At 74.0% G+C, this 20,015-nt stretch carries 15 protein-coding genes and 1 pseudogene; 4 read left to right on the forward strand and 12 right to left on the reverse strand.

Annotation, left to right across the window (positions count from 1 at the left end):
* Positions 1 to 29: 29 nt before the first annotated feature.
* From OG422_RS06115 to OG422_RS06140, 6 genes are all read right to left on the reverse strand, one after another.
* Positions 30 to 584 carry a hypothetical protein gene (locus tag OG422_RS06115; protein WP_143944290.1) on the reverse strand — a complete coding sequence of 185 codons (555 nt, stop codon included), beginning with the start codon at positions 582 to 584 and terminating at the stop codon, positions 30 to 32.
* Positions 569 to 1,585: a ParA family protein gene (locus OG422_RS06120; RefSeq protein WP_143944289.1), complete on the reverse strand. Its 1,017-nt coding sequence runs from the start codon at positions 1,583 to 1,585 to the stop codon at positions 569 to 571. Before OG422_RS06120 ends, OG422_RS06115 begins: the two co-directional genes overlap by 16 nt.
* A 498-nt stretch (positions 1,586 to 2,083) precedes the next feature.
* Entirely contained in the window at positions 2,084 to 3,199 is a 1,116-nt protein-coding gene (ald, locus tag OG422_RS06125) for an alanine dehydrogenase (protein ID WP_405740597.1), read from the reverse strand.
* 166 nt (positions 3,200 to 3,365) lie between these two features.
* Positions 3,366 to 5,402, reverse strand: a complete 2,037-nt coding sequence (locus OG422_RS06130) for a tetratricopeptide repeat protein (protein WP_405740599.1) — start codon at positions 5,400 to 5,402, stop codon at positions 3,366 to 3,368.
* Between the two features lie 464 nt (positions 5,403 to 5,866).
* Complete coding sequence (locus tag OG422_RS06135) at positions 5,867 to 6,493, reverse strand: NUDIX domain-containing protein (RefSeq protein WP_405740602.1); 627 nt, start codon at positions 6,491 to 6,493, stop codon at positions 5,867 to 5,869.
* A gap of 93 nt (positions 6,494 to 6,586) precedes the next feature.
* Positions 6,587 to 8,290 (reverse strand): CTP synthase, encoded by a 1,704-nt coding sequence (locus OG422_RS06140; RefSeq protein ID WP_405740605.1) that lies wholly within the window; start codon positions 8,288 to 8,290, stop codon positions 6,587 to 6,589.
* A gap of 409 nt (positions 8,291 to 8,699) precedes the next feature.
* Between OG422_RS06140 and OG422_RS06145 the strand changes: the two genes are divergently transcribed.
* Positions 8,700 to 10,511 (forward strand): glycoside hydrolase family 15 protein, encoded by a 1,812-nt coding sequence (locus tag OG422_RS06145; protein ID WP_405747660.1) that lies wholly within the window; start codon positions 8,700 to 8,702, stop codon positions 10,509 to 10,511.
* On the opposite strand, the gene OG422_RS06150 is transcribed toward OG422_RS06145, so the two are convergent.
* From OG422_RS06150 to OG422_RS06160, 3 genes are all read right to left on the reverse strand, one after another.
* Positions 10,444 to 11,124 carry an MFS transporter gene (locus tag OG422_RS06150; protein WP_405740608.1) on the reverse strand — a complete coding sequence of 227 codons (681 nt, stop codon included), beginning with the start codon at positions 11,122 to 11,124 and terminating at the stop codon, positions 10,444 to 10,446. The genes OG422_RS06145 and OG422_RS06150 overlap by 68 nt on opposite strands.
* A gap of 103 nt (positions 11,125 to 11,227) precedes the next feature.
* Positions 11,228 to 12,388 (reverse strand): beta-1,3-glucanase family protein, encoded by a 1,161-nt coding sequence (locus OG422_RS06155; protein ID WP_143940635.1) that lies wholly within the window; start codon positions 12,386 to 12,388, stop codon positions 11,228 to 11,230.
* 9 nt (positions 12,389 to 12,397) lie between these two features.
* Positions 12,398 to 13,339 carry a glycoside hydrolase family 16 protein gene (locus tag OG422_RS06160; RefSeq protein ID WP_405740611.1) on the reverse strand — a complete coding sequence of 314 codons (942 nt, stop codon included), beginning with the start codon at positions 13,337 to 13,339 and terminating at the stop codon, positions 12,398 to 12,400.
* Positions 13,340 to 13,477: 138 nt separating this feature from the next.
* On the opposite strand from OG422_RS06160, the gene OG422_RS06165 reads away from it, so the two are divergent.
* From OG422_RS06165 to OG422_RS06175, 3 genes and pseudogenes are all read left to right on the forward strand, one after another.
* Complete coding sequence (locus OG422_RS06165; protein WP_405740614.1) at positions 13,478 to 14,518, forward strand: LacI family DNA-binding transcriptional regulator; 1,041 nt, start codon at positions 13,478 to 13,480, stop codon at positions 14,516 to 14,518.
* Positions 14,519 to 14,583: 65 nt separating this feature from the next.
* Positions 14,584 to 16,212: a PucR family transcriptional regulator gene (locus OG422_RS06170; protein ID WP_143940638.1), complete on the forward strand. Its 1,629-nt coding sequence runs from the start codon at positions 14,584 to 14,586 to the stop codon at positions 16,210 to 16,212.
* A gap of 186 nt (positions 16,213 to 16,398) precedes the next feature.
* Positions 16,399 to 16,909 (forward strand): annotated as a pseudogene (locus OG422_RS06175) (YciI family protein).
* A gap of 70 nt (positions 16,910 to 16,979) precedes the next feature.
* Here the strand turns inward: OG422_RS06175 and OG422_RS06180 are convergent.
* The 3 genes from OG422_RS06180 to OG422_RS06190 form a co-directional block, all read right to left on the reverse strand.
* The gene (locus OG422_RS06180; protein WP_143940640.1) at positions 16,980 to 17,636 is read right to left on the reverse strand and encodes a LysE family translocator; all 657 of its coding nucleotides are present in this window, start codon (positions 17,634 to 17,636) and stop codon (positions 16,980 to 16,982) included.
* 115 nt (positions 17,637 to 17,751) lie between these two features.
* The gene (locus OG422_RS06185; RefSeq protein ID WP_405740618.1) at positions 17,752 to 18,903 is read right to left on the reverse strand and encodes a glycosyltransferase family 4 protein; all 1,152 of its coding nucleotides are present in this window, start codon (positions 18,901 to 18,903) and stop codon (positions 17,752 to 17,754) included.
* 229 nt (positions 18,904 to 19,132) lie between these two features.
* A complete protein-coding gene (locus OG422_RS06190; protein ID WP_405740621.1) occupies positions 19,133 to 19,990 on the reverse strand; it encodes a hypothetical protein in 858 nt (285 codons plus the stop codon).
* Positions 19,991 to 20,015 lie beyond the last annotated feature (25 nt).

Consider the following 20,015-nt stretch of genomic DNA (forward strand, 5'->3'; position numbering starts at 1 on the left):
CGGGGCGGACGGGAGGGTGACGACAGGGCCTACCGGCCGCGCAGCCGCCGTACCAGGATGCTGGCGTCGCCGCGGGACTCCAGGTCGGCGAGGACGACGGCGACGGCCTCGCGGACGATCCGGCCGCGGTCGACGGCGAGTCCGTGCTCGCCGCGCAGCACCAGCCGGGCGTGTTCCAGATCCATCAGCTCCTCGGCGGAGACATAGACGGTGATCTTCTCGTCGTGGCGCTCGCGGCCGCTGGGGCGGCGGTTGGCGCCCCGGCCCCCGCGGCGGCGGGCCGCCCCGCCCGGCTGCGCGGCCGCGGCGGCCGCCTCCGGCACCGCCCGGCCCTCCGGCCGGCGGTGCCCGTTGGCGGCCTCCTGGTCCGCGCCGCGACCGCCGTGCTCGGCCGGGGCGGTGCGCGCCGCGGTGGCGTCCGCCGCACCGTCGGGCGCCGGGTCCAGCTCACCGCCCGGCGACGGCACCCGGGGCGCCTCGTCGCCGGATTCGGCCGTGCGGCGGGGCGGTGCGGGCTGCAGGCCCGTGCCCCCGGTGGTGCGGAACAACTCGTCGGCGCCCGGCAGACTCACTCGGCGTGACACCGGGCGAGCACCTCCCTGGCGAGCTGACGATAGGCGGCGGCCCCCACGGAGTTGGAGGCGTACGTGGTGATCGGCTCGCCCGCGACGGTCGTCTCGGGGAAGCGGACCGTACGGCCGATGACCGTGTGGTAGACGTGCTCGTCGAACGCCTCCACGACGCGCGCCAGCACCTCACGGCTGTGCACGGTGCGGGAGTCGTACATCGTCGCCAGGATGCCGTCCAGCTCCAGGTCGGGGTTGAGCCGCTCCTGGACCTTCTCGATCGTCTCGGTGAGCAGCGCGACACCGCGCAGCGCGAAGAACTCGCACTCCAGCGGCACGATGACCTTGTGAGCCGCCGTCAGCGCGTTGACGGTGAGCAGGCCGAGCGAGGGCTGGCAGTCGATGACGATGTAGTCGTAGTCGTTCATCAGCGGCTTGAGCGCGCGCTGCAGCGTCGACTCGCGGGCCACCTCGCTGACCAACTGCACCTCGGCGGCGGAGAGGTCGATGTTGCTGGGCAGCAGGTCCATGTTGGGGACCGCCGTCTTGAGCAGCACCTCGTCGGCCGACATGCCCCGCTCCATGAGCAGGTTGTAGACCGTCAGGTCGAGCTCCATCGGGTTGACGCCGAGGCCGACCGACAGGGCGCCCTGCGGGTCGAAGTCGACGAGCAGCACCCGGCGCCCGTATTCGGCGAGTGCGGCGCCCAGGTTGATGGTCGAGGTGGTCTTGCCGACCCCGCCCTTCTGGTTGCACATCGCAATGATCTTGGCGGGGCCGTGCTCCGACAACGGTCCCGGGATCGGGAAGTACGGCAGCGGACGGCCGGTCGGGCCGACGCGCTCGCGGCGCTGACGGGCAGCGTCCGGCGCGAGCGTGGCCGCGTACTCGGGGTCCGGCTCGTACTCCGCGTCCGGATCGTAGAAATGCCCCTTGGGCAGGTCTTCGTAGTCGGCGAGACGGGTGGGATCTCCACTGCCCCGGTCGCCGGCCGTGGCGTTCACGTAATGGCCGTCCATGCTCTGGTGGGCTGTCGAGGTCGTGCTCGGGTGGACTGCGGGGGTGTGGACCGCTGCGGAGCCGACAGCCTCGTACCCCGAGGGGGCCTGGCCCCGCGCAACTGCTCCTGGCTGAGCACCTCCGGGAGTAATTGTCGACTTATTCACAAGTCGTCGTACCTCCTTGGATGGAACCAGGAAACTTATCGATAGGTCAGCGTGACACCATGCCGACGATTGGCGACTCTATGGCGTGTCGGGCGTCCGCAGCAACACAATCCACCCGACCCGGCGCGATGTGACGGATACGAAACCCGCCCATGTCAAGGGTGCAAGCCGCGCGCACATGAGGCTTCGGGGGTACGCGAATCACCTCAAGGGTTACGTACGACGCGAGTTGCACGCCCCCACGCCGGTGCCGCACCGACGCCGTGGTACGGGCGCGTCACACACGCGACCGGCCGGGTCCCGTCGACGGGACCCGGCCGGTTTTTCCGCATGGACGCGCGCGGTTGACGCTCAGCCCAGGAGGGCGCTCAGCTCCACGGACTCCAGGCCGTGCGCCTCGGCGACCTCGCGGTAGACGACCTTGCCGTCATGGGTGTTGAGGCCCTTGGCCAGCGCGGCGTCGCGGCGCAGCGCCTCGACCCAGCCGTTGTTGGCGAGCGAGACGATGTACGGCAGGGTCGCGTTGGTCAGCGCGTAGGTGGAGGTGTTGGGCACCGCACCGGGCATGTTGGCGACGCAGTAGAACACCGAGTTGTGGACCTGGAAGGTCGGGTCGGCGTGCGTGGTGGGGTGCGAGTCCTCGAAGCAGCCGCCCTGGTCGATCGCGATGTCGACAAGGACACTTCCGGGCTTCATCTTGGCGACCAGCTCGTTGGTGACGAGCTTGGGGGCCTTGGCGCCGGGGATCAGGACCGCGCCGACGACGAGGTCGGCCTCGACGACGGCCTTCTCCAGCTCGTAGGCGTTGGAGACGATCGTCTGCACCTTGGTGCCGAAGATCCGGTCGGCCTCGCGGAGCTTGTTGATGTCCATGTCGAGCAGGGTGACGTGGAAGCCGAGGCCCACGGCGATCTGCACGGCGTTCCAGCCGGAGACGCCGCCGCCGATGACGACCGCCCTGCCCGCCTGGACACCGGGGACGCCACCGGGCAGCACGCCACGGCCACCGGCCTGGCGCATCAGGTGGTAGGCGCCGACCTGCGGGGCGATACGGCCCGCGACCTCGGACATCGGGGCGAGCAGCGGCAGCGCGCGGCTCGCGGTCTCGACGGTCTCGTAGGCGATGGCGGTGGTGCCGGACTCCAGCAGCGCGTCGGTGCACTCGCGGGAGGCCGCGAGGTGCAGGTACGTGAAGAGGGTCTGGTCCTTGCGGAGGCGGTGGTACTCCTCCGCGATCGGCTCCTTGACCTTCAGGAGCAGGTCGGCGGTGGCCCAGACCTCGTCGGCGGTGCCGAGGATGTTCGCGCCGGCGGCCACGTACTCCTCATCGGGGATGGAGGAGCCGACACCGGCGTCCTTCTCGATGAAGACCTGGTGGCCGTTGCGGACCAGTTCGTTGACACCGGCGGGCGTGATCGCCACTCGGAACTCGTTGTTCTTTACCTCGCGGGGGATTCCGACCTTCACGTCGATCACGATCCTTGAAAGAGTGCTTACAGGAGAATTATCCCTCATGTGACACATGACGGAACTGACCGCGAGCGGCGCGGTGAACCCAGTCTATTGAAGGATCCCTTCTTGTCTAGCCTTGCAAAGCATTAATTGTTTCCAAGATCACCACCGATTTCGTAGGTCACTTGGGGTGATCTTGGAGGAGTTGTTCCCCGGCGGCGCGGTGCAGCCGTGCCGCTGCCGGGTCGCCGAGCCCGTCGAGGAGGTCCGCAATCCGTAGCTGCAGCCCCGCCTCCAGCGGTACGTCGCCCGCGCCGCGCGCCGTGTGCAAGGCCTCCAGGGACGTCCGCAGCGCCTCCTCGGGCCGCCCGGAGCGCTCCCAGGCCCGTGCCACCTCGGCCGCCGCACGCGCCTGACCTGCGAGATCACCGAGCCTGCGGGAGGTGCGGGCCGCCGCCCGCCACTCCTTGAGCGCCTCCGGCCACCGCCCGGCCCGGCCATGCGCCCCACCGATCCGGCCATGCAGCCGCGCCGCATCCACCGTCTCGCCCCGGCTCAGCCGCAGCTCCAGGGCACGGCCGTACCAGTCGGCGGCACGCTGCCAGTCACCCAGCTCGCTGTACGTGCCGCCGAGCGACTCCAGGGCACGGCCGGTCGCCACCGCGTCCCCCGCCGAACGGGCCGCCTCCAGGGCGCCGCGGTACCGGGCGAGCGCCGCCTCGGTGCGTCCGGCTCCGCCGTCCAGATCGGCGAGGTTGAGCAGCGCCGCGGCCTTCTCCCGGCCCAGGCCCCGGCGTTCGGCGACCTCCAGGACCAGTTCGTGCAGGGCATAGAGGTCACCGGCGGCCGCGTCCGGGCCCTCGTGCGCCATCAGCGCGCGGACCAGGGTGGCGATCAACCTCCGGTCCAGCGTGTCGAGTTCACCGTCCGACACCGCGAGGCGGGCCGCGTCCAGCAGGGCGGCGCGGCGGCGGCGCAGCCAGGCGGCGGCCGCCGCGCGCGAGGGGAAGCGCAGCGCATACGGCAGCCCCGCCGCCCGCTCCCGCGCCGGTGACCCGGACGGCTCCCCGCTCCCCCGGCAGGACTGGAGGAGCCGGACGGTGCGCTCCAGCATCCGCGCGCGGGCCAACTGGACCTCGGCCGGGCGCTCGTGCGTGCGCAGCAGCTCCCCGGTCCAGGCGGCGAGGCAGCCGGGAAGCCGGTAGCGGGGACCGGCGGCGACGCCCGGGGAGGACGGGCCGTCGTCGCCGTCCGGCTCGTCCGCCTCCTGGTGCAGCAGCCCCAGCGCGGTCAGATCGACGAGGGTCGCCGCGGCGGTGTCCGGCGTGCAGCCGGCCAGCGCGGACGCGGTGTGCGCGTCGACCAGGCCGGGCGGGGCGAGGGCCAGCAGCCGCAGCGTCCGGGCCGCGGACGGCGCCAGCGCGTCGTGGGCGAGGTGGAAGGCGCGGCGCAGCGGGCGTTCGCCGACGGGGAGTTCGTCCGGGAGCGGCACCGCGCGCAGCGCCGTGCGCAGATCCGAGACGGACGCCTTGGGCCGGGCGGCGAGCCAGCCGCCCGCCAGCACCAGCGCGGCGGGCTGCCCGCCGCACTCCTCGACCACGGCGTCGGCCGACCGCGGGTCGACGGTGACCCGGACCGGCCCCGTGAACCGGGTCAGCAGCGCGACCGCGGCAGCGCCGTCCAGCCCGCCCAGGGTGCACGGCCGGACGTCGGGGATGCCGGTGAGCGGGCCCTCGGACACCACGACGACCAGGCAGTCCGGCGCGTCGGGCAGCAGCGGTTCGACGTGGTCGGCGCCGGGCGCGTCGTCGAGGAGGAGGACCGCGCGGCGGGCCGCCAGCTCCGCGCGCAGCACCTCGGCCGGTTCGTCGTCGTCCGAGCCCGCCGGGACGGTGGCGCCGAGCGCGGTGAGCAGCCCGCGGGCGACATCGCCGGTCGGGACGGGGACCCCGCCCGGCCCGGACAGCCGGGCCCGGAGCACCCCGTCCGGGTACGTGCAGGACAGGGTGCGCAGCAGCTCCTCGGCGAGCGCGGTGCGGCCGCACCCGGGCCGCCCGGCGATGAGCAGCACCCGGCTGCGGGGACTCTTCCGGCCGGAGAGGGTGTCGAGCCCGGCCCGCTCGATGTCGGCCCGGAGCGCCTTCAGCTCCCGGGAACGGCCCAGCAGACCGCGGGACGGCAGGGGGCCGGAGGCGGCGCGCGGCGGGGCGACCGGCATCGGCCGGGCGGGGGGACGCGGGGGGACGACGGGACGGGGGACGGAGGCGGCGGCCACGGGCGCGGGAGCCGATGCCCCGGAGGGCCCGGGCCCCTCGCCCTGCGACCCGGCGGCCGGAGGCGTGGCCGGCATGGCGGGCACGGCCGAGGACGGCGGACCGGCCACCGCACCCTCGCCGTCACCCGGCGCCCGTCGGCCCCCCGCCGGTGCGGCGCATCCCGCCGCCTCCGGCGGAAGGTGCCCTGTGCCCACCGCCTGGTCCGTCACGGGCCACTCTCCCGTCCACCTGCACATACGAGCCCGCCGCCGGTCGCGGACGGGAACGCTGCCGAGCGTAGTTCACACCCCGTCATACCCCGTGCTCCGCACGGGCCTTGGCGTTCGGGTCACTCCGCCGGATCAGCGGATCATCCGACCGGGGACGGTGTGGCGGCGCGGCGGACCGGCGGCGGGCAGGCGGCGGATCAGGCGTCGAAGGGGCGCGCCGGCCAGGGCGCGTCGGCCAGGCGCAGCGACTCCAGGCCTGGTCCCTGCTGCGCCGCGACGAGCGACAGCACGCCGACGACCAGGCAGTTGTTGTGCAGCTCCCCGGCGAGCACGCCGCGCACCAGCTCGTCCAGCGGGACCCGCGCCAGCTCCATGTCGGTCTCCTCCTCGGAGACCGCGAACCGCTCACCCTCCGCCTCGGACAGACCCCGGGCGAGGAAGACCCGGACCGCCTCGTCGCAGCCGCCCGGCGTGGTGTAGACGTCCGTCAGCACCCGCCAGTCGTCGGCCTTGACGTGCGCCTCCTCGTACAGCTCGCGCTGGGCGGCGTGCAGCGGGTTCTCGCCGGGGACGTCCAGCAGCCCGGCGGGGATCTCCCACAGCTTGTGGCGCACGGGGTGGCGGTACTGGCGCAGGACCAGGACCCGGCCGTCGTCGTCGAGGGCGAGGACGGCCACCGAACCGGGATGGACCTGGTAGTCGCGGCGGGCGGTGGAGCCGTCCGGCATGACGACGTCGTCGGTACGCACGCTCGTCTTGTTCCCGGTGAACGGCGTCGCGGTCGCGGTGACCGTCCACTCCTCGGGGGTGTCCTCGATCGCCATGCGTCCTCCTGTTTGTCCTCGTCAACGCAGAAACCGGGGCAGCGACCTCGTACGAGATCCCTGCCCCGGTCCACCGTAACGGCCGGGTTCTGCTTACTTACCGGCGCCCGGCTTCTGTGCCGCCGGCTTCTGTGCTGCCGTCTTCTGCGCAACAGCTGCCTTCACCAGACCCGCGAAGAGCGGGTGCGGGCGGGTCGGGCGGGAGCGCAGCTCCGGGTGGGCCTGGGTGGCGACGAGGTAGGGGTGCACCTCGCGCGGGTACTCGACGTACTCGACGAGCTTGTTGTCCGGAGAGGTGCCGGAGAAGAGCAGACCGGCCTTCTTCTCCAGCTCACCGCGGTAGGCGTTGTTGACCTCGTAGCGGTGGCGGTGGCGCTCCTCGACGTAGGGCTGGTTGTCGTACGTCTCGCGGACGATCGAGCCCTCGGCGAGCTTGGCCGGGTACATGCCGAGCCGCATCGTGCCGCCCATGTCGCCCTCACCGGCGACGATGTCCATCTGCTCGGCCATCGTGGAGATGACCGGGTGGGCGGCGGCCGGGTCGAACTCGGTGGAGTTGGCGCCCTCGATACCGGCGAGGTTGCGGGCCGCCTCGATGACCACGCACTGCAGGCCCAGGCAGAGGCCGAGCAGCGGCAGCTTGTGCTCACGGGCGTAGGTGATCGCGCCGACCTTGCCGTCCACACCGCGGTCGCCGAAGCCGCCGGGGATGCAGACCGCGTCGCAGTCGCCGAGCTGCTCGACGGCGCCGGCCGGGGTCGTGCAGTCGTCGGAGGTGACCCACTTGATCTTCACGCGGGTCTTGTTGGCGAAGCCGCCCGCGCGCAGCGCCTCAGTGACCGAGAGGTAGGCGTCCGGCAGGTCGATGTACTTGCCGACCAGCGCGATCTTGACCTCGTGGTCGGGGTTGTGGACGCGCTCCAGCAGGTCCGCCCACTGGGTCCAGTCGACGTCGCGGAACGGCAGGTCCAACTTGCGGACGACGTACGCGTCCAGGCCCTCGGAGTGCAGCACCTTCGGGATGTCGTAGATCGACGGAGCGTCGATCGCGGCGACCACGGCGTTGTCGTCCACGTCGCACATCAGCGAGATCTTGCGCTTGATGGCGGTGGGGACCTCGCGGTCGGCGCGGAGCACGATCGCGTCGGGCTGGATGCCGATGTTGCGCAGCGCGGCGACGGAGTGCTGGGTCGGCTTGGTCTTCAGCTCACCGGACGGGCCGATGTAGGGCAGCAGCGAGATGTGCACGACGAAGACGTTGTCCCGGCCGACCTCGTGGCGGACCTGGCGGACGGTCTCCAGGAACGGCAGCGACTCGATGTCGCCGACCGTGCCGCCGACCTCGGTGATGACGACGTCGACGTCGTCGGTCGCCATCCGGCGGATGCGGTGCTTGATCTCGTTGGTGATGTGCGGGATGACCTGCACGGTGTCGCCCAGGTACTCACCGCGGCGCTCCTTGGCGATCACGGTGTTGTAGACCTGGCCGGTGGTGACGTTGGCGCTGCCGTCGAGGTCGACGTCGAGGAAGCGCTCGTAGTGGCCGATGTCCAGGTCGGTCTCGGCACCGTCGTTGGTGACGAAGACCTCACCGTGCTGGAACGGGTTCATCGTGCCGGGGTCGACATTCAGGTACGGGTCGAGCTTCTGCATCGTGACCCGCAGACCCCGCGCCTTGAGGAGCGCGCCGAGGCTGGAGGCCGTGAGGCCCTTGCCGAGCGAGGAGGCAACGCCCCCGGTGACGAAGATGTGCTTGGTCGTCGTGGCTGCGTTCTGTCGAGAAGCAGAGGGCGTCATGGCCAAGAGGGGGCTCCCGTGGTCGCGAGTGGAGAGGTGCGATGCGGCGCCGTCCCCGGGGTACGAGGGGTGCCTTCGCTGCGGCTCGGGGGGTGCCGTGACATCTGCCGTGACATTTGTGGGGCCCACCGGTCCACGGGATACCAGGCTATCAGCGACCGGGGATGGTCGCGCCCGGCGGCGTCCGCCGCACCCGCTCCGCCGCACGCCACCCGAACGAGTGACGCTCCCCTTCGTGGGCGTCGCGCGGGGCCCCATGGGCCGTCGTATCCTGCTCGGAAACTCGTTACGAGCCGTCCGGTGAGGCACCATCCCCGCCCGATTTCCGGTCCCGCTGCTCGACAACGTTTCATGGGCAGGACGGACAGCTATCACGTCCCGAGGGGGCGTGACTCCAGTTCGACAGGAGATGCACGTGGCCGGGCGCATCGAGGACTACGCACTCATCGGCGATATGCAAACCGCCGCTCTCGTGTGCAGGGACGGCATGGTGGACTGGCTCTGCCTGCCCCGTTTCGACTCCCCGGCGGTCTTCGCCGGGCTGCTGGGCACCGAGGAACACGGCTTCTGGCGGATGGGCCCCGCCCACTGCGAGGGCACCCGCCCGCTCCCCGCCGACCGGCGCCGCTACCGCGGTGACTCGCTGGTGCTGGAGTCCGAGTGGGACACCCCGCAGGGCACGGTCCGGGTGATCGACTTCATGCCGCCGCGCGACGGCGCACCGCAGCTGGTCCGCATCGTCGAGGGCGTCAGCGGCACCGTCCCGGTCCGCTCCGAGCTGCGGATGCGGTTCGCGTACGGCTGGGTGGTGCCCTGGGTCCACAAGGTCGACGGGCGGACGGTCGCGGTGGCCGGGCCGGACTCGGTGTGGCTGGACACGACGGCGCAGACGTACGGCGAGGAGCTGACCACCTACTCCGACTTCACCGTCGCGCCGGGCGAGCGGGTCGCCTTCACGATCAGCTGGCAGCCCTCGCACCACCAGCCCCCGGCGGTGGCCGAGCCGGAGAACTCGCTGACCGCCACCGAGGACTTCTGGCGCGAGTGGATCGAGCACTGCACGTACCACGGGCCCTACCGGGAAGCGGTGGTCCGGTCTCTGATCACGCTGAAGGCGCTGACGTACGCGCCGACCGGCGGGATCGTGGCCGCGCCGACCACCTCGCTGCCCGAGGACCTCGGCGGCTCCCGCAACTGGGACTACCGCTTCACCTGGCTGCGGGACGCCGCCATCACCCTCTCCTCGCTGCTGCGCACCGGCTACCGCGAGGAGGCCCGGGCCTGGCGCGAGTGGCTGCTGCGCGCGGTGGCCGGGGACCCGGAGAACCTCCAGATCATGTACGGCATCGCCGGGGAGCGGGAGCTGGGCGAGAACGAGCTGAGCTGGCTGCCGGGGTACGAGAGCTCCCGGCCGGTGCGGGTCGGCAACGGCGCCGCGGGCCAGGTCCAGCTCGATGTGTACGGCGAGGTCATCGAGGCGCTGCACCTGGCGCACATGACCGGCCTGGCCCGGAACGACTACGCCTCGCTGCTCCAGCTGAAGCTGATCAACTGGGTGGAGAACCACTGGCACGAGCCGGACGAGGGCATCTGGGAGGTCCGCGGGCCGCGCCGCCACTTCGTCCACTCCAAGGTCATGACGTGGGTCGCGGTGGACCGCACCATCAAGCTGATCGAGGCGGGCGACGCCGAGGGGCCGCTGGAGCGCTGGAAGGAGCTGCGCGACCGCATCCACCAGGACGTCTGCGAGAAGGGGTACGACAAGGAGCGCAACACCTTCACGCAGTCCTACGGCTCCCAGGAGCTGGACGCGTCGCTGCTGCTGATCCCGCAGATGGGTTTCCTGCCGCCGGACGACAAGCGCGTCATCGGCACGATCGAGGCGATCCAGCGGGAGCTGTCCACCGAGGACGGTTTCATCCTGCGCTACCCGACCTCCGGTGACGAGGCCGGGGTGGACGGGCTGGAGGGCGACGAGGGCGCGTTCCTGGCCTGTTCGTTCTGGATGGCTGACGATCTGGCGATGATCGGGCGGGTGGAGGAGGCGCGCACGCTCTTCGACCGGCTGCTGTCGCTCCGCAACGACCTGGGACTGCTGGCCGAGGAGTGGGACTCCGCCAACCAACGCCAGGTGGGGAACTTCCCGCAGGCGTTCAGCCATGTCCCGCTGATCGACACCGCGCTGCGGCTGACGGCGAGCGGCGCGTACGGGGGCGGCTGAGCCGGACGTCGTACGCGTACGGAAAGGGGCCGCTCCGGGTGGGGCGGCCCCTCTCGTATGCGCCGGTGATCAGGCGCGGGTGCGGGGTGCCAGGACCAGGGCGAGGACGGGCAGGGTGAGGAGGGCGGCGGCCACGTTGAGGCCGCCGTAGCCGATGAGGGCGACGAGGCCGCCGGCCACGGCGCCGCCGGCCGCGCCCGCGAGGTTCATGGGTGTCGGCGAGGCCCTGGATCTCGGAGCGCTGCGCGGCGGGCAGCGACTCGGTGAGCAGGGTGGATCCGGCGATGGTGACGCAGGACCAGCCCAGGCCGAGCGTGAACAGGGCCCCGACGGTGGCGGCGTGGCTGGATCCGGCGAGCCCGGCGACGGTGGCGGTGACGAGGTGGAGCGCCTGGCCCAGCAGGATCACCGGGATCCGGCCGAGGCGGTCGGCGAGCCGTCCGATCAGCGGCGACAGCGCGTACATCCCGGCGATGTGGAGGCTGACGCTGAAGCCCACGACGCTCAGGTCGGCGTCGTGGTGGGCGAGGTGGATCGGGGTCATCGTCATCACGGAGACCATGACGGCGTGGCCCAGGACGACCGTGACCAGGCCGAGGCGGGCGGCGGGCACGGCGCGGCCCCACCGAATTCCGGCCAGGCCGGGCGGGCGGCCGGAACGGCACCCCGGGGCGCGGCGGCCGCCCGGTACCCGGGGAGCGGCCGCCGGCGGGCCGTCAGAACGCCGTGAGGGTCAGGGTGATCTCCTTCGGGGCGCCGTCCTCGATGTACGAGGCGAACCCGGCGACGTCGTCGAAGGCGAAGCCGTACGCCTTGCCGTCGCGGGTGGCCTCGTGCATGGCCTTGGCGTAGTGGTTGGTGAGCTGCTGCCGGTAGAAGGTGGCCGGGTCGGTGCCGGGCTGGGCGTCGGCGGTGGTGAGGATGGAGCGGTTGAGGGCGGCGCCGAGGATCGCGGCGACCGGGCCGAGGGTGCCGTCGTTGGGGGCGGCGAGGGTGCCGTCGCAGAAGAGGACGTCGCGGGTGGACGGCTTGTCGAAGGAGACGGAGCCGGGGCCGGTGAAGGCGAGCTTGCCGCCGCCGACCCGGCCGGTGAAGGTCCCGGCGTTGGTGGTGACCTTGAGGTCCTTGCTCTCGTACGTGGACCACGCCTCGTCGATGGCGGGGGCGAGGTGGTCGGTGGCGAACAGGCCGCTGTCCAGGCCGTGTCCGGGGGCGATGACGCGCTTGTCGCCGACGATCAGCTTGCCGAAGCCGTCGGCCGCCTTGACGTCGGCGAAGACCTTGGCGCGGGCGCCGTCCTTGAGGGTGCCGGTGGTCTGCTCCTTCGCACCGTTGAGCTTGATCTCCAGCGGCACGCTGAACATGTCGACCATGGTGGTGTTGCCGTACATGCCGCCGGAGTTGTAGGTGAACTCCGCGCAGTCGTGCAGGACGGGGTAGTTGGGGTCGCCCTCGACCCAGCCCGCCGGGTAGGCGAGCGCCGCCTTGCCGTTGCCGTCCTCGACCGCCTTGAACTTCAGCGGGTCGCCGAGCGCGACGTAGATCCGGCCGGACATCTGCGGCAGGTTCAGCGTGGTGGTGCCGCTGGCGGCGAGCGGGATGGCGTAGTCGGTGAAGCCGTCCGGGCCGTTGTCGGCGAGGGCGACGGGCGCCAGTTGGCCGTCGGGGGTGACGCGGACCTGCTGGTTGCCGTCGTTGCCGACGATGTAGACGCGGATGGAGGCGTTGTCGTACGCGCCGGTGGCGTTGACGAGGTGCAGTGGCATTCCGGCGGCGGCCGAGCCCAGCGGTGCGGGCTGTGCGAACGCCCGGGGCGCGAGGGCGAGCCCGGCGGTGGTGGCGGCGAGGGAGCCGAGCAGGGTACGGCGGCTGATCACTGGGGCTCCTTACGGGGTGCGGGCGGAGGCGGGCCGGGCGACCGAGACAGCAACGTTGTCGACCAGTAGGGAGGCGCCGGGTGCGGTGGTGTCGGTGGGGGTGGCGCGCCCGGCGACGCCGTCCGGGAAGCCGCCGCCCATCGCGAGGTCGATCAGCAGGAAGTGGCCGTGGTGGGTGGCGCGGGCCCAGGTGTCGGCGTCCATCTCGGAGGCGGCGACGGTGTGGTAGGCCGCGCCGTCGAGGTACCACGTCAGCTTCTCGTGGGCGGGGTCGGTGCGGTCGAGTGCGAGGGCGTAGGTGTGGAAGTCGTCCCGGCAGCCGGTGCAGGGGCGGGAACTCCCCTTGCCCTGCGTCTCGTTGCAGGGGCCGCCGGGGCTGACGCCGCAGTGCAGGGTGCCCCAGAGGGTGTCGGCGCCGTTGACGTTCTCCATGACGTCGAACTCGCCGACGCCGGGCCAGTTGCTGTACGTGCCCCGGAAGTCGGCGCCGAGCGTCCAGAAGGCGGGCCAGTAGCCGAGGGCCTTGTCGCCGCTGACGGCGGGCAGTTCGATGCGTGCCTCGATGCGCAGGGCGCCGCCCTCGGGTGCGGCGAAGTCGGTGCGGCGGGTCTCGATACGGCCGGAGGTCCAGCCGCCGTCCTTCTTGCGGGCGGTGATCTTCAGATGCCCGGCGCCGTCGAGCTGGAGGTTCTCCGGGGCGTCGGTGTACGTCTGGACCTCGCCGGTGCCCCAGCGGCCGGGGCCGCCGGGGTAGCCGGTGCCGGTGTCGGTGATCCAGTCGTCGGCGGAGGGGCGGGAGCCGGCGGCGCCGTCGAAGTCGGCGCGCCAGACCTCCTGGAAGGCGGGGGCCGCCTCCTTGACCGGTGCGGCGGACGGGCTCGACCAGAAGGGGGCCCCGAACGCCAGGGCGCAGGCGAGTGCCACTGCCTGCGCCCGGAATTCCATGATCATGTCGTTCTCCTCGACACGGTGGGGGGTGGGGGAGGAGTCTTCGGGATGCGCGCGTGAGAGCGCTCTCATGCATTGGGGGGCACCCTGCCGATTCGGCGGTACCACGTCAACCCGCGGCAGAGAAAAAGGAGTTGCACGGTGGTGGTGGAACGGAACGACCGGCGGCCCACGCTGGAGGCGGTCGCCGCGCGCGCCGGGGTCTCCCGGGCGACGGTCTCACGGGTGGTCAACGGCGGCGCCGGGGTGCGGCCCGCGGTGCGGGAGCGGGTGGCGCGGGCCGTGGCCGAGCTGGGGTACGTCCCCAACAGCGCGGCCCGTTCCCTGGTCACCCGGCGCACCGGCGCGGTCGCGGTGATCATCGGCGAGCCGGAGGAGCGGGTGTTCAGCGATCCGTTCTTCGGGCGGCAGCTGCGCGGCATCGGCCGGGAACTCGCCGCCGCGGACACCCAGTTGCTGCTGCTCCTGGTGGAGAGCCGCGCGGACTGGCCGCGGATCGGCCGGTATCTGGCCGCCGGGCACGTCGACGGCGCGCTGATGTTCTCTCTGCACCACGACGATCCGCTGCCGTCGGTCGCGGCGCGCGCCGGGCTGCCGGTGGTCTACGGCGGACGGCCCGACTGGGCGGGCGCCGCGGACGATCCGGGGGTGCGGTACGTCGGCACCGACAACCGCGACGGCGCCCGGCAGGCGGTGCGGCATCTGCGGGAGCGGGGACGGCGCGCCATCGCCGTCATCACCGGGCCGCCCGACCAGACCTCGGCCGCCGACCGGCTCGCGGGCTACCGCGACGCGCTGGCGCCGGGGGCGGCCGATCCCCGGCTGGTCGCGGACGGCCGGTTCACCGCGGACGGCGGCGAGGCGGCGATGGACCGGCTGCTGGACGCGGCGCCGGAGCTGGACGCGGTGTTCGTCTGCTCGGACCTGATGGCGTCCGGGGCGCTGCGCACCCTGCGGGAGCGGGGGCGGCGGGTGCCGGAGGACGTGGCGGTGGTCGGCTACGACGATCTGGAACCGGCCGCCTGGACCGATCCGCCGCTGACCACGGTGCGGCAGGACGTGACGGAGATGGGGCGGCTGATGGCGCGGATGCTGCTGCGCGAGGTGGCGGACCCCCAGGACGCGGGCCCGGGGGCCGTCATCACCCCGGCCACACTGGTGGTCCGCGGCTCGTCGGGCTGACGGTCCGCGGTGGGCGTCGCGGCCGCTGTGACGTGGGACGACGTGCGGCGGGTACCGTCGACGCCATGGGGCCGGAGACGACGATCGAAGCGGAGATCACCGTACGCAGGGCGCTGGAGCTGCCCGCGCTGCGGCGCGGTCTGCCGGAGGTGGTGGCGGGCGCCGACGGGCTGGACGGTCCGGTGCGCTGGGTGCACGCCGGGGAGGTGCCGAACATCGCCTCGCTGCTCAAGGGCGGCGAGCTGCTGCTCACCACGGGCCTGGGGCTCGGCACTCGCCCCACCGAGCTGCGATCCTTCGTCCGCGATCTCGCCGACCGGCGGATCGCGGCGCTCGTGGTGGAGCTGGGCGCGCGGTTCACCACCCTGCCCCCGGCACTGGCCGACGCGGCCCGCGAGTGCGGGCTGACCCTGATCCAGCTGCACCGCGAGGTCCCGTACGTCACGGTCACCGAGGAGATCCACACCGAGATCGTCAACAGCCACTACACGCTGCTGCGCCGCGCCGACGCCCTCATCCGGCGCTGTACGGACGCGCTGCTGCGCGGCGGCGGCGCCCCGGAGGTGCTGCGGCTGCTCGCCGACTTCACCGGCAATCCGCTCTGCCTGGAGTCGGCCGACGGCAGCCCGCTGTACGCGGCGGGCCCACAGGGCGACGACGGGCCCGCGGACGCCGACCCGCTGCTGGCCTGGGAGGGGCTGCGGGACACCGGTGTCCGCGTCGACGTGCCCGGGGGCGGGTCTGGGCCGGATGCCGTACGGGCGCGGCTGGTGCTGCTGCCGGTGAACTCCCCGGCGGCGCCGGTGCACCGGATCGCCGCGGCGCGGGCGGCCGATCTGCTGGCCGTGGTGATGCTCCAGTCCCGCCAGGAGGAGGTGCTGGCGGCGCGCGGCCGGGGCGACTTCCTCGCCGATCTCGCCGAGGGCCGGGTGTCGGCGGCCGAGGCACCCGGCCAGGCGCGGCTGCTGGGGTTCCGGCCGGGCGGCGACCCGGTGCTGCCGGTGGTGATGCGGCTGCCGTCGGGGCTGGTGTCGGACGGCGGCTGGGCGGTCCTCGCCCAGGCGCTGCGCGAGGAGCTGACCGCGCTGGGCGTGCCGGTGCTGCTGGGCGTACGGCCGGTGGAGGGGCGGGTACCGCTGCTGGTGGCGCTGCGCGCGGGGCGGGCCCGGGAGGCGCTCGCCGACCGGGTGGCGCAGGCGCTGCACACCGGGGTGGCGCGGGCCGGTCTTGACCGTCCCGCGGCAGCGCGGCCGGTGGTGGTGGTCGGCACGGCGGGCGAATGGGCGGCGGCCGGGTCCGGGCTGCGCCATGCCGCCCAGGCGGCGGCCGCCGCGCAGGGGCTGCCGCACCAGCCGTGGTACGACGCGCGGCGTCTCGACATCGAACTGCTGCTGTGGCGGATGCGGGAGCACGGCGGCGAGGAGGTCCTCGCGGACTTCGTGACCCGCGCCATCGGCCCGCTGCTCAGCCATGACAAGGCGGCCCGCCAGCCGCTGCTGCCGACGCTGGAGGCGTATCTCGCGAGCGCCGGACGCAAGGCGGAGACGGCCCGCGCCCTCAACGTCAACCGCCAGACCCTCTACGACCGCCTGGCCCGCATCGCGCATCTCCTCGGCACCGACCTGGACGATCCGCAGACGGTACTGGGGTTGCGGCTAGCGCTCCGGGCACGGCGGCATGCGGAGAAGGGGTAGGGCCTCCGGGCGGGCGGCCGGGTGGCTTCCGGTGGGGCAGGCGGGCCGGAGCCGCGGGGCCGCGGATCACACCGACCGGGCCCGCCGTTCACCGGCTGTCGACAGAACCCGCTCGACCCGGTCGCCTTCTTGCAGGGATCCTTCGGGTAGGAGTTCCTCTGCTACCACCGCGACCGGCCCGGCTCCCTGCCGCTCCGCCACAAGCTGCTGGAAGAGCACTGGTCCTCCATGGACCGGTACACGAAGGAGATGATCGCCCGGGGCCCGACCCTCGCCGACGACGGCAACACGCCCACCGGCAGCGTGCACCTCCTCGACCTGCCCGATCCCGCCGCTGCCCGCGCGTTCGCCTTCGACGAGCCGAACTACCAGGCCGGCGTCCACCGTGACGTGCTGTTGCGGCGGTGGCGGAACACTCTGGGGCGCACCATGGGGGACTTCCCCGGTGGCCGGACCGGCGGCAACCGACCTGGTACTCGGCCTCGGCGCGGGGCCGGCCGCGGACCTCGCGGTTCCGTCCGGCCGGAACGAGCTGATCGCCTACGGGCCGCTGCTCTCCGACGACGGCGCCACCTGGCTGGGCACGGAGGCGCTGGTCCGGGCGCCGGACCCGGACACGGCACGCGCCTTCCTGACCCCGGACCGGTACGCCGGCATCGAGGTGCACCACTGGCAGTTCGGCGGACGCCCGTCGTAGCCGGGGATCTCCGCCGATCCCCCAAGGTCGCCCGGCGTCCTCCGGGAAGCCGGTCCGCTCCCCCGCCCGCTCACCCCGCAGCGGTCTCCAGGGCGGTCCCCAGACCGAGTGCGACGAGGACGCCGCCGGTCGCGCCCTCCAGCCCCCGGTGCACCCGGGGGCGGCGCAGCCAGGTGGAGAGGCGCCCGGCGCCGAGGGCGATCAACAACAGCCAGCCGGCGGCGATCACCGCGTCGACCGTGCCCAGCAGCAGCGTCGCGCCGAGGACCGAGCGGCCCTGGGGCAGGAACTGCGGGACCACGGCGACGAAGAAGATCCCGACCTTGGGGTTGAGCAGGCAGCTCAGCAGGCCCTGACGGAAGCCGCGCAGCGCGGTGGCGGCCGCCTCGGGCGCCACTTCACCGGACGGCCCGGCGTCCGCCCCGGGGCCCGGCGCGGCGGAGCGGCGGCACGCCCACAGCGCCTGGACGCCGAGCACCGCCAGATATCCGGCGCCCAGGAGGCGTACGGCGGTGAACGCGGCGTCCCAGCGCTGGAGGGCCGCGGCCAGGCCGCAGGCCGCCGCCACCGCCCAGGCCAGCGAGCCCGCCGCGGCGCCGAGGGCGGTGGCCGCGCCGGAGCGGCGGCCACCGCGCAGGCAGTTGCGCAGGACGAGCAGAGTGTCCGGGCCCGGCACCACCGTCATCATCAGGGCGAAGAGCGCGAAGCCCGCCATCGCTGCCGTCATACTGTCCGCCTGCCTTCCGCGTCCCCGGTCCCGCCGCCCCGCGCCCAGGGCGCGAACGGACCGTTCCGTCGGTGGTCACCGTAGTGGCCCGCCCGGCCCGGCGGTCGGGCCGGGATCAGGCCGGGGCGCGGGAACGGCCGGGCCGGGCCACCTCGTCGTAGACGCTCAGGACCTGGGCGACCGTGGCGTCCTCGGTCGGCCAGTCGGCGGCCTGGAGCGGACCGGCGGTGGCGAGGGCGGTGCGCCGGGCCGGGTCGGCGAGCAGGCCCAGGACCGCGTGGGCGAGGGAGACCGCGTCACCGGGGCGGGTCAGCTCGGCGGCGGGGCCGAGGAGTTCGCACAGCTCGCCGGTGGCGGCGGCGACCAGCGGCGCCCCGGCCGCCAGCGCCTGCTGCGCGAGCGGCGGCCGGGCCTCCCAGCGGCCCGGGACGGCCACCACATCGGCGGTGGCGAGGAGTTCGGGCAGATCGGCGCGGTGCCCGGCGAGGAGGACGGGCAGCTCCTCGGTGTCGATGCGGCGCTGGAGGGCGGCGCGGCGGCTGCCCTCGCCGACGACGACCAGCAGCGGACGGGGTTCGCGCGCGGCCCAGGCGTGCGCGGCGTCCAGCAGCAGATCGTATTCCTGGCGCTCCTCCAGCGGCCCCGCAGCGAGGACCAACGGGCGGTCCACCACGCCCAGTTCGGCCCGGACCTTGTGGCGCGTCCGGTCGGCCTCACCGCCGTCACCGCCGGTCCGGGGGCCCGGCGGGGCGACCGGGGCCAGCCGGGCGTCGCGTGCCCCACGCTCGCGGGCGCGGTCGACGAGCCCGGCGCAGACGCCGAGGACGACGGCCGCGGCGCGCGCCAACTGCCGCTCCCGCAGTCGCACCAGCGCCCCCGTCGCACGGGCCGCGGTGTGCCAGGTGACGACGAGCGGGAGGCGGCCGCCCCGTGGACCGCGCACCGTGCGCAGCACCGGCAGGGCGCTCAGCCCGGCCCGTACGCCGTGGGCGTGGACCACGTCCGCGTCGCGGAAGGCGCCGCGCAGCGCGGCGAGCGCGACCGGGTCCGGGCGGGTCGCCACCGGGACGAACCGGGCCCCGGCCGCGGTGAAGCCGTGCGTCTCCTCGGCCGGGGGCGGGGCGCAGACCGTGACCTGCACGCCCCGGGCGATCAGCCCGGCGGTGAGCGAGCGGACGTGGGCGGCGCCGGCCGTGGCACCGTGGCCGAGCACCTGGACCGTGCGCAGTGGCGCCTGGCCGTGCGGCGGGGGCGGCGTGCGGGTCACGGCGTGGGCTCCTGGTTCGGCGGGCTGAGGTCCGTACGGCGGGACGGTCGTGCAGGTCCACACCGGCGGGGCGCGGTGAGTTGCACACCGAGGGGCGCGCGGGGCACCTGCGGGCGCCGGGGGCGTACGCGGGGAGTGGTGTGCAGCGTCCGCCGCGGCACCGCGCACCAGGATGCCAGGCCGGGCGCGTCAATTCCGCACCGTTCGCCCGCCGTTCAGGTGGGATGTCTCACCCACCCGACCGCTGGACCACCCCCATGGGGGACAGAACGCCTGTTCCCCGACGCTCCGTCGGGGCCGGGCCCGGCGACCGGCCCCGGCGGTCGCCCACCACCGCCGCCGCCACCAGCGCGGCGGCGTGCGCGGCGAGCCCCGCCCGGCCGTACCGGGCCACGACGGACAGGCCCAGCGCCGCCCCGAGCGCATGCGCGCCGGTGTCGCCGAGCATGGTCCGGGCGGCGGCATCGTCGGCGAGGACGGCGGCCGCGGCGCCCACCGGCGCGGCCGCCGCACGCCCCGCGGGGCCGCCGCCGATCAGGCCCGGCGCGCCCAGGGCGAGGACGGCGCCGACGGCGCGGCCGGGCCGGACGTCGAGGAGGTTCACCAGATGGGCACTCCCGGCGACGACGACGCCCGCGAGCAGCGCGTCGACCGGCCGCCGCCGCAGCACCGCCCCGGCGGCGAGCCCCGCGCCCCCGATGCCGAACAGCTTGACCGCACCGCCGGTCAGCTCGCCGTGCGCGAGCGCCATGAGATGGGCCCGGAAGCCGCGCCGTCGATCACCCGCGGCGCACAGGTCGTCGTACGCCCCGCAGGCGCCCGCGGCGAGGACGGTGAGGGCCCCGACGGCGCGGGCGCGTGGCGCCCCCGGGGCGGCGGCCACGGCGCAGGCGGTGCCCAGGGCGGTGGCGGGCCCGGCGTACAGCGTCACCGGGCGTCCCGCGTGGTTGGTGCGCCGCCACCGCGCCGCGCCGCCCGGTGGCCTGCGGCGCATCGCCGCGTGCACGGCGCGGGTGGCGACCGCCGCACCCGCGAGGACCACCGCCCGGCCGTCCGTCACAAACCCGCGCCCGCGTGCCCCGCTCATCCCGCTCCCCTCAGCCGTCGGCGCC

Source organism: Streptomyces sp. NBC_01525, assembly GCF_045040405.1.
GTDB lineage: Bacteria > Actinomycetota > Actinomycetes > Streptomycetales > Streptomycetaceae > Streptomyces > Streptomyces benahoarensis.

What these genes read in the sequence shown, in the direction of transcription:
- OG422_RS06120 (WP_143944289.1), bottom strand. Translation starts at nt 1,585, where the DNA reads ATGGACGGCCATTACGTGAACGCCACGGCCGGCGACCGGGGCAGTGGA.
- OG422_RS06130 (WP_405740599.1), bottom strand. Translation starts at nt 5,402, where the DNA reads ATGCCGGTCGCCCCGCCGCGCGCCGCCTCCGGCCCCCTGCCGTCCCGC.
- OG422_RS06135 (WP_405740602.1), bottom strand. Translation starts at nt 6,493, where the DNA reads ATGGCGATCGAGGACACCCCCGAGGAGTGGACGGTCACCGCGACCGCG.
- OG422_RS06140 (WP_405740605.1), bottom strand. Translation starts at nt 8,290, where the DNA reads ATGACGCCCTCTGCTTCTCGACAGAACGCAGCCACGACGACCAAGCAC.
- OG422_RS06145 (WP_405747660.1), top strand. Translation starts at nt 8,700, where the DNA reads ATGCACGTGGCCGGGCGCATCGAGGACTACGCACTCATCGGCGATATG.
- OG422_RS06160 (WP_405740611.1), bottom strand. Translation starts at nt 13,339, where the DNA reads ATGATCATGGAATTCCGGGCGCAGGCAGTGGCACTCGCCTGCGCCCTG.
- OG422_RS06170 (WP_143940638.1), top strand. Translation starts at nt 14,584, where the DNA reads ATGGGGCCGGAGACGACGATCGAAGCGGAGATCACCGTACGCAGGGCG.
- OG422_RS06180 (WP_143940640.1), bottom strand. Translation starts at nt 17,636, where the DNA reads ATGACGGCAGCGATGGCGGGCTTCGCGCTCTTCGCCCTGATGATGACG.
- OG422_RS06190 (WP_405740621.1), bottom strand. Translation starts at nt 19,990, where the DNA reads ATGAGCGGGGCACGCGGGCGCGGGTTTGTGACGGACGGCCGGGCGGTG.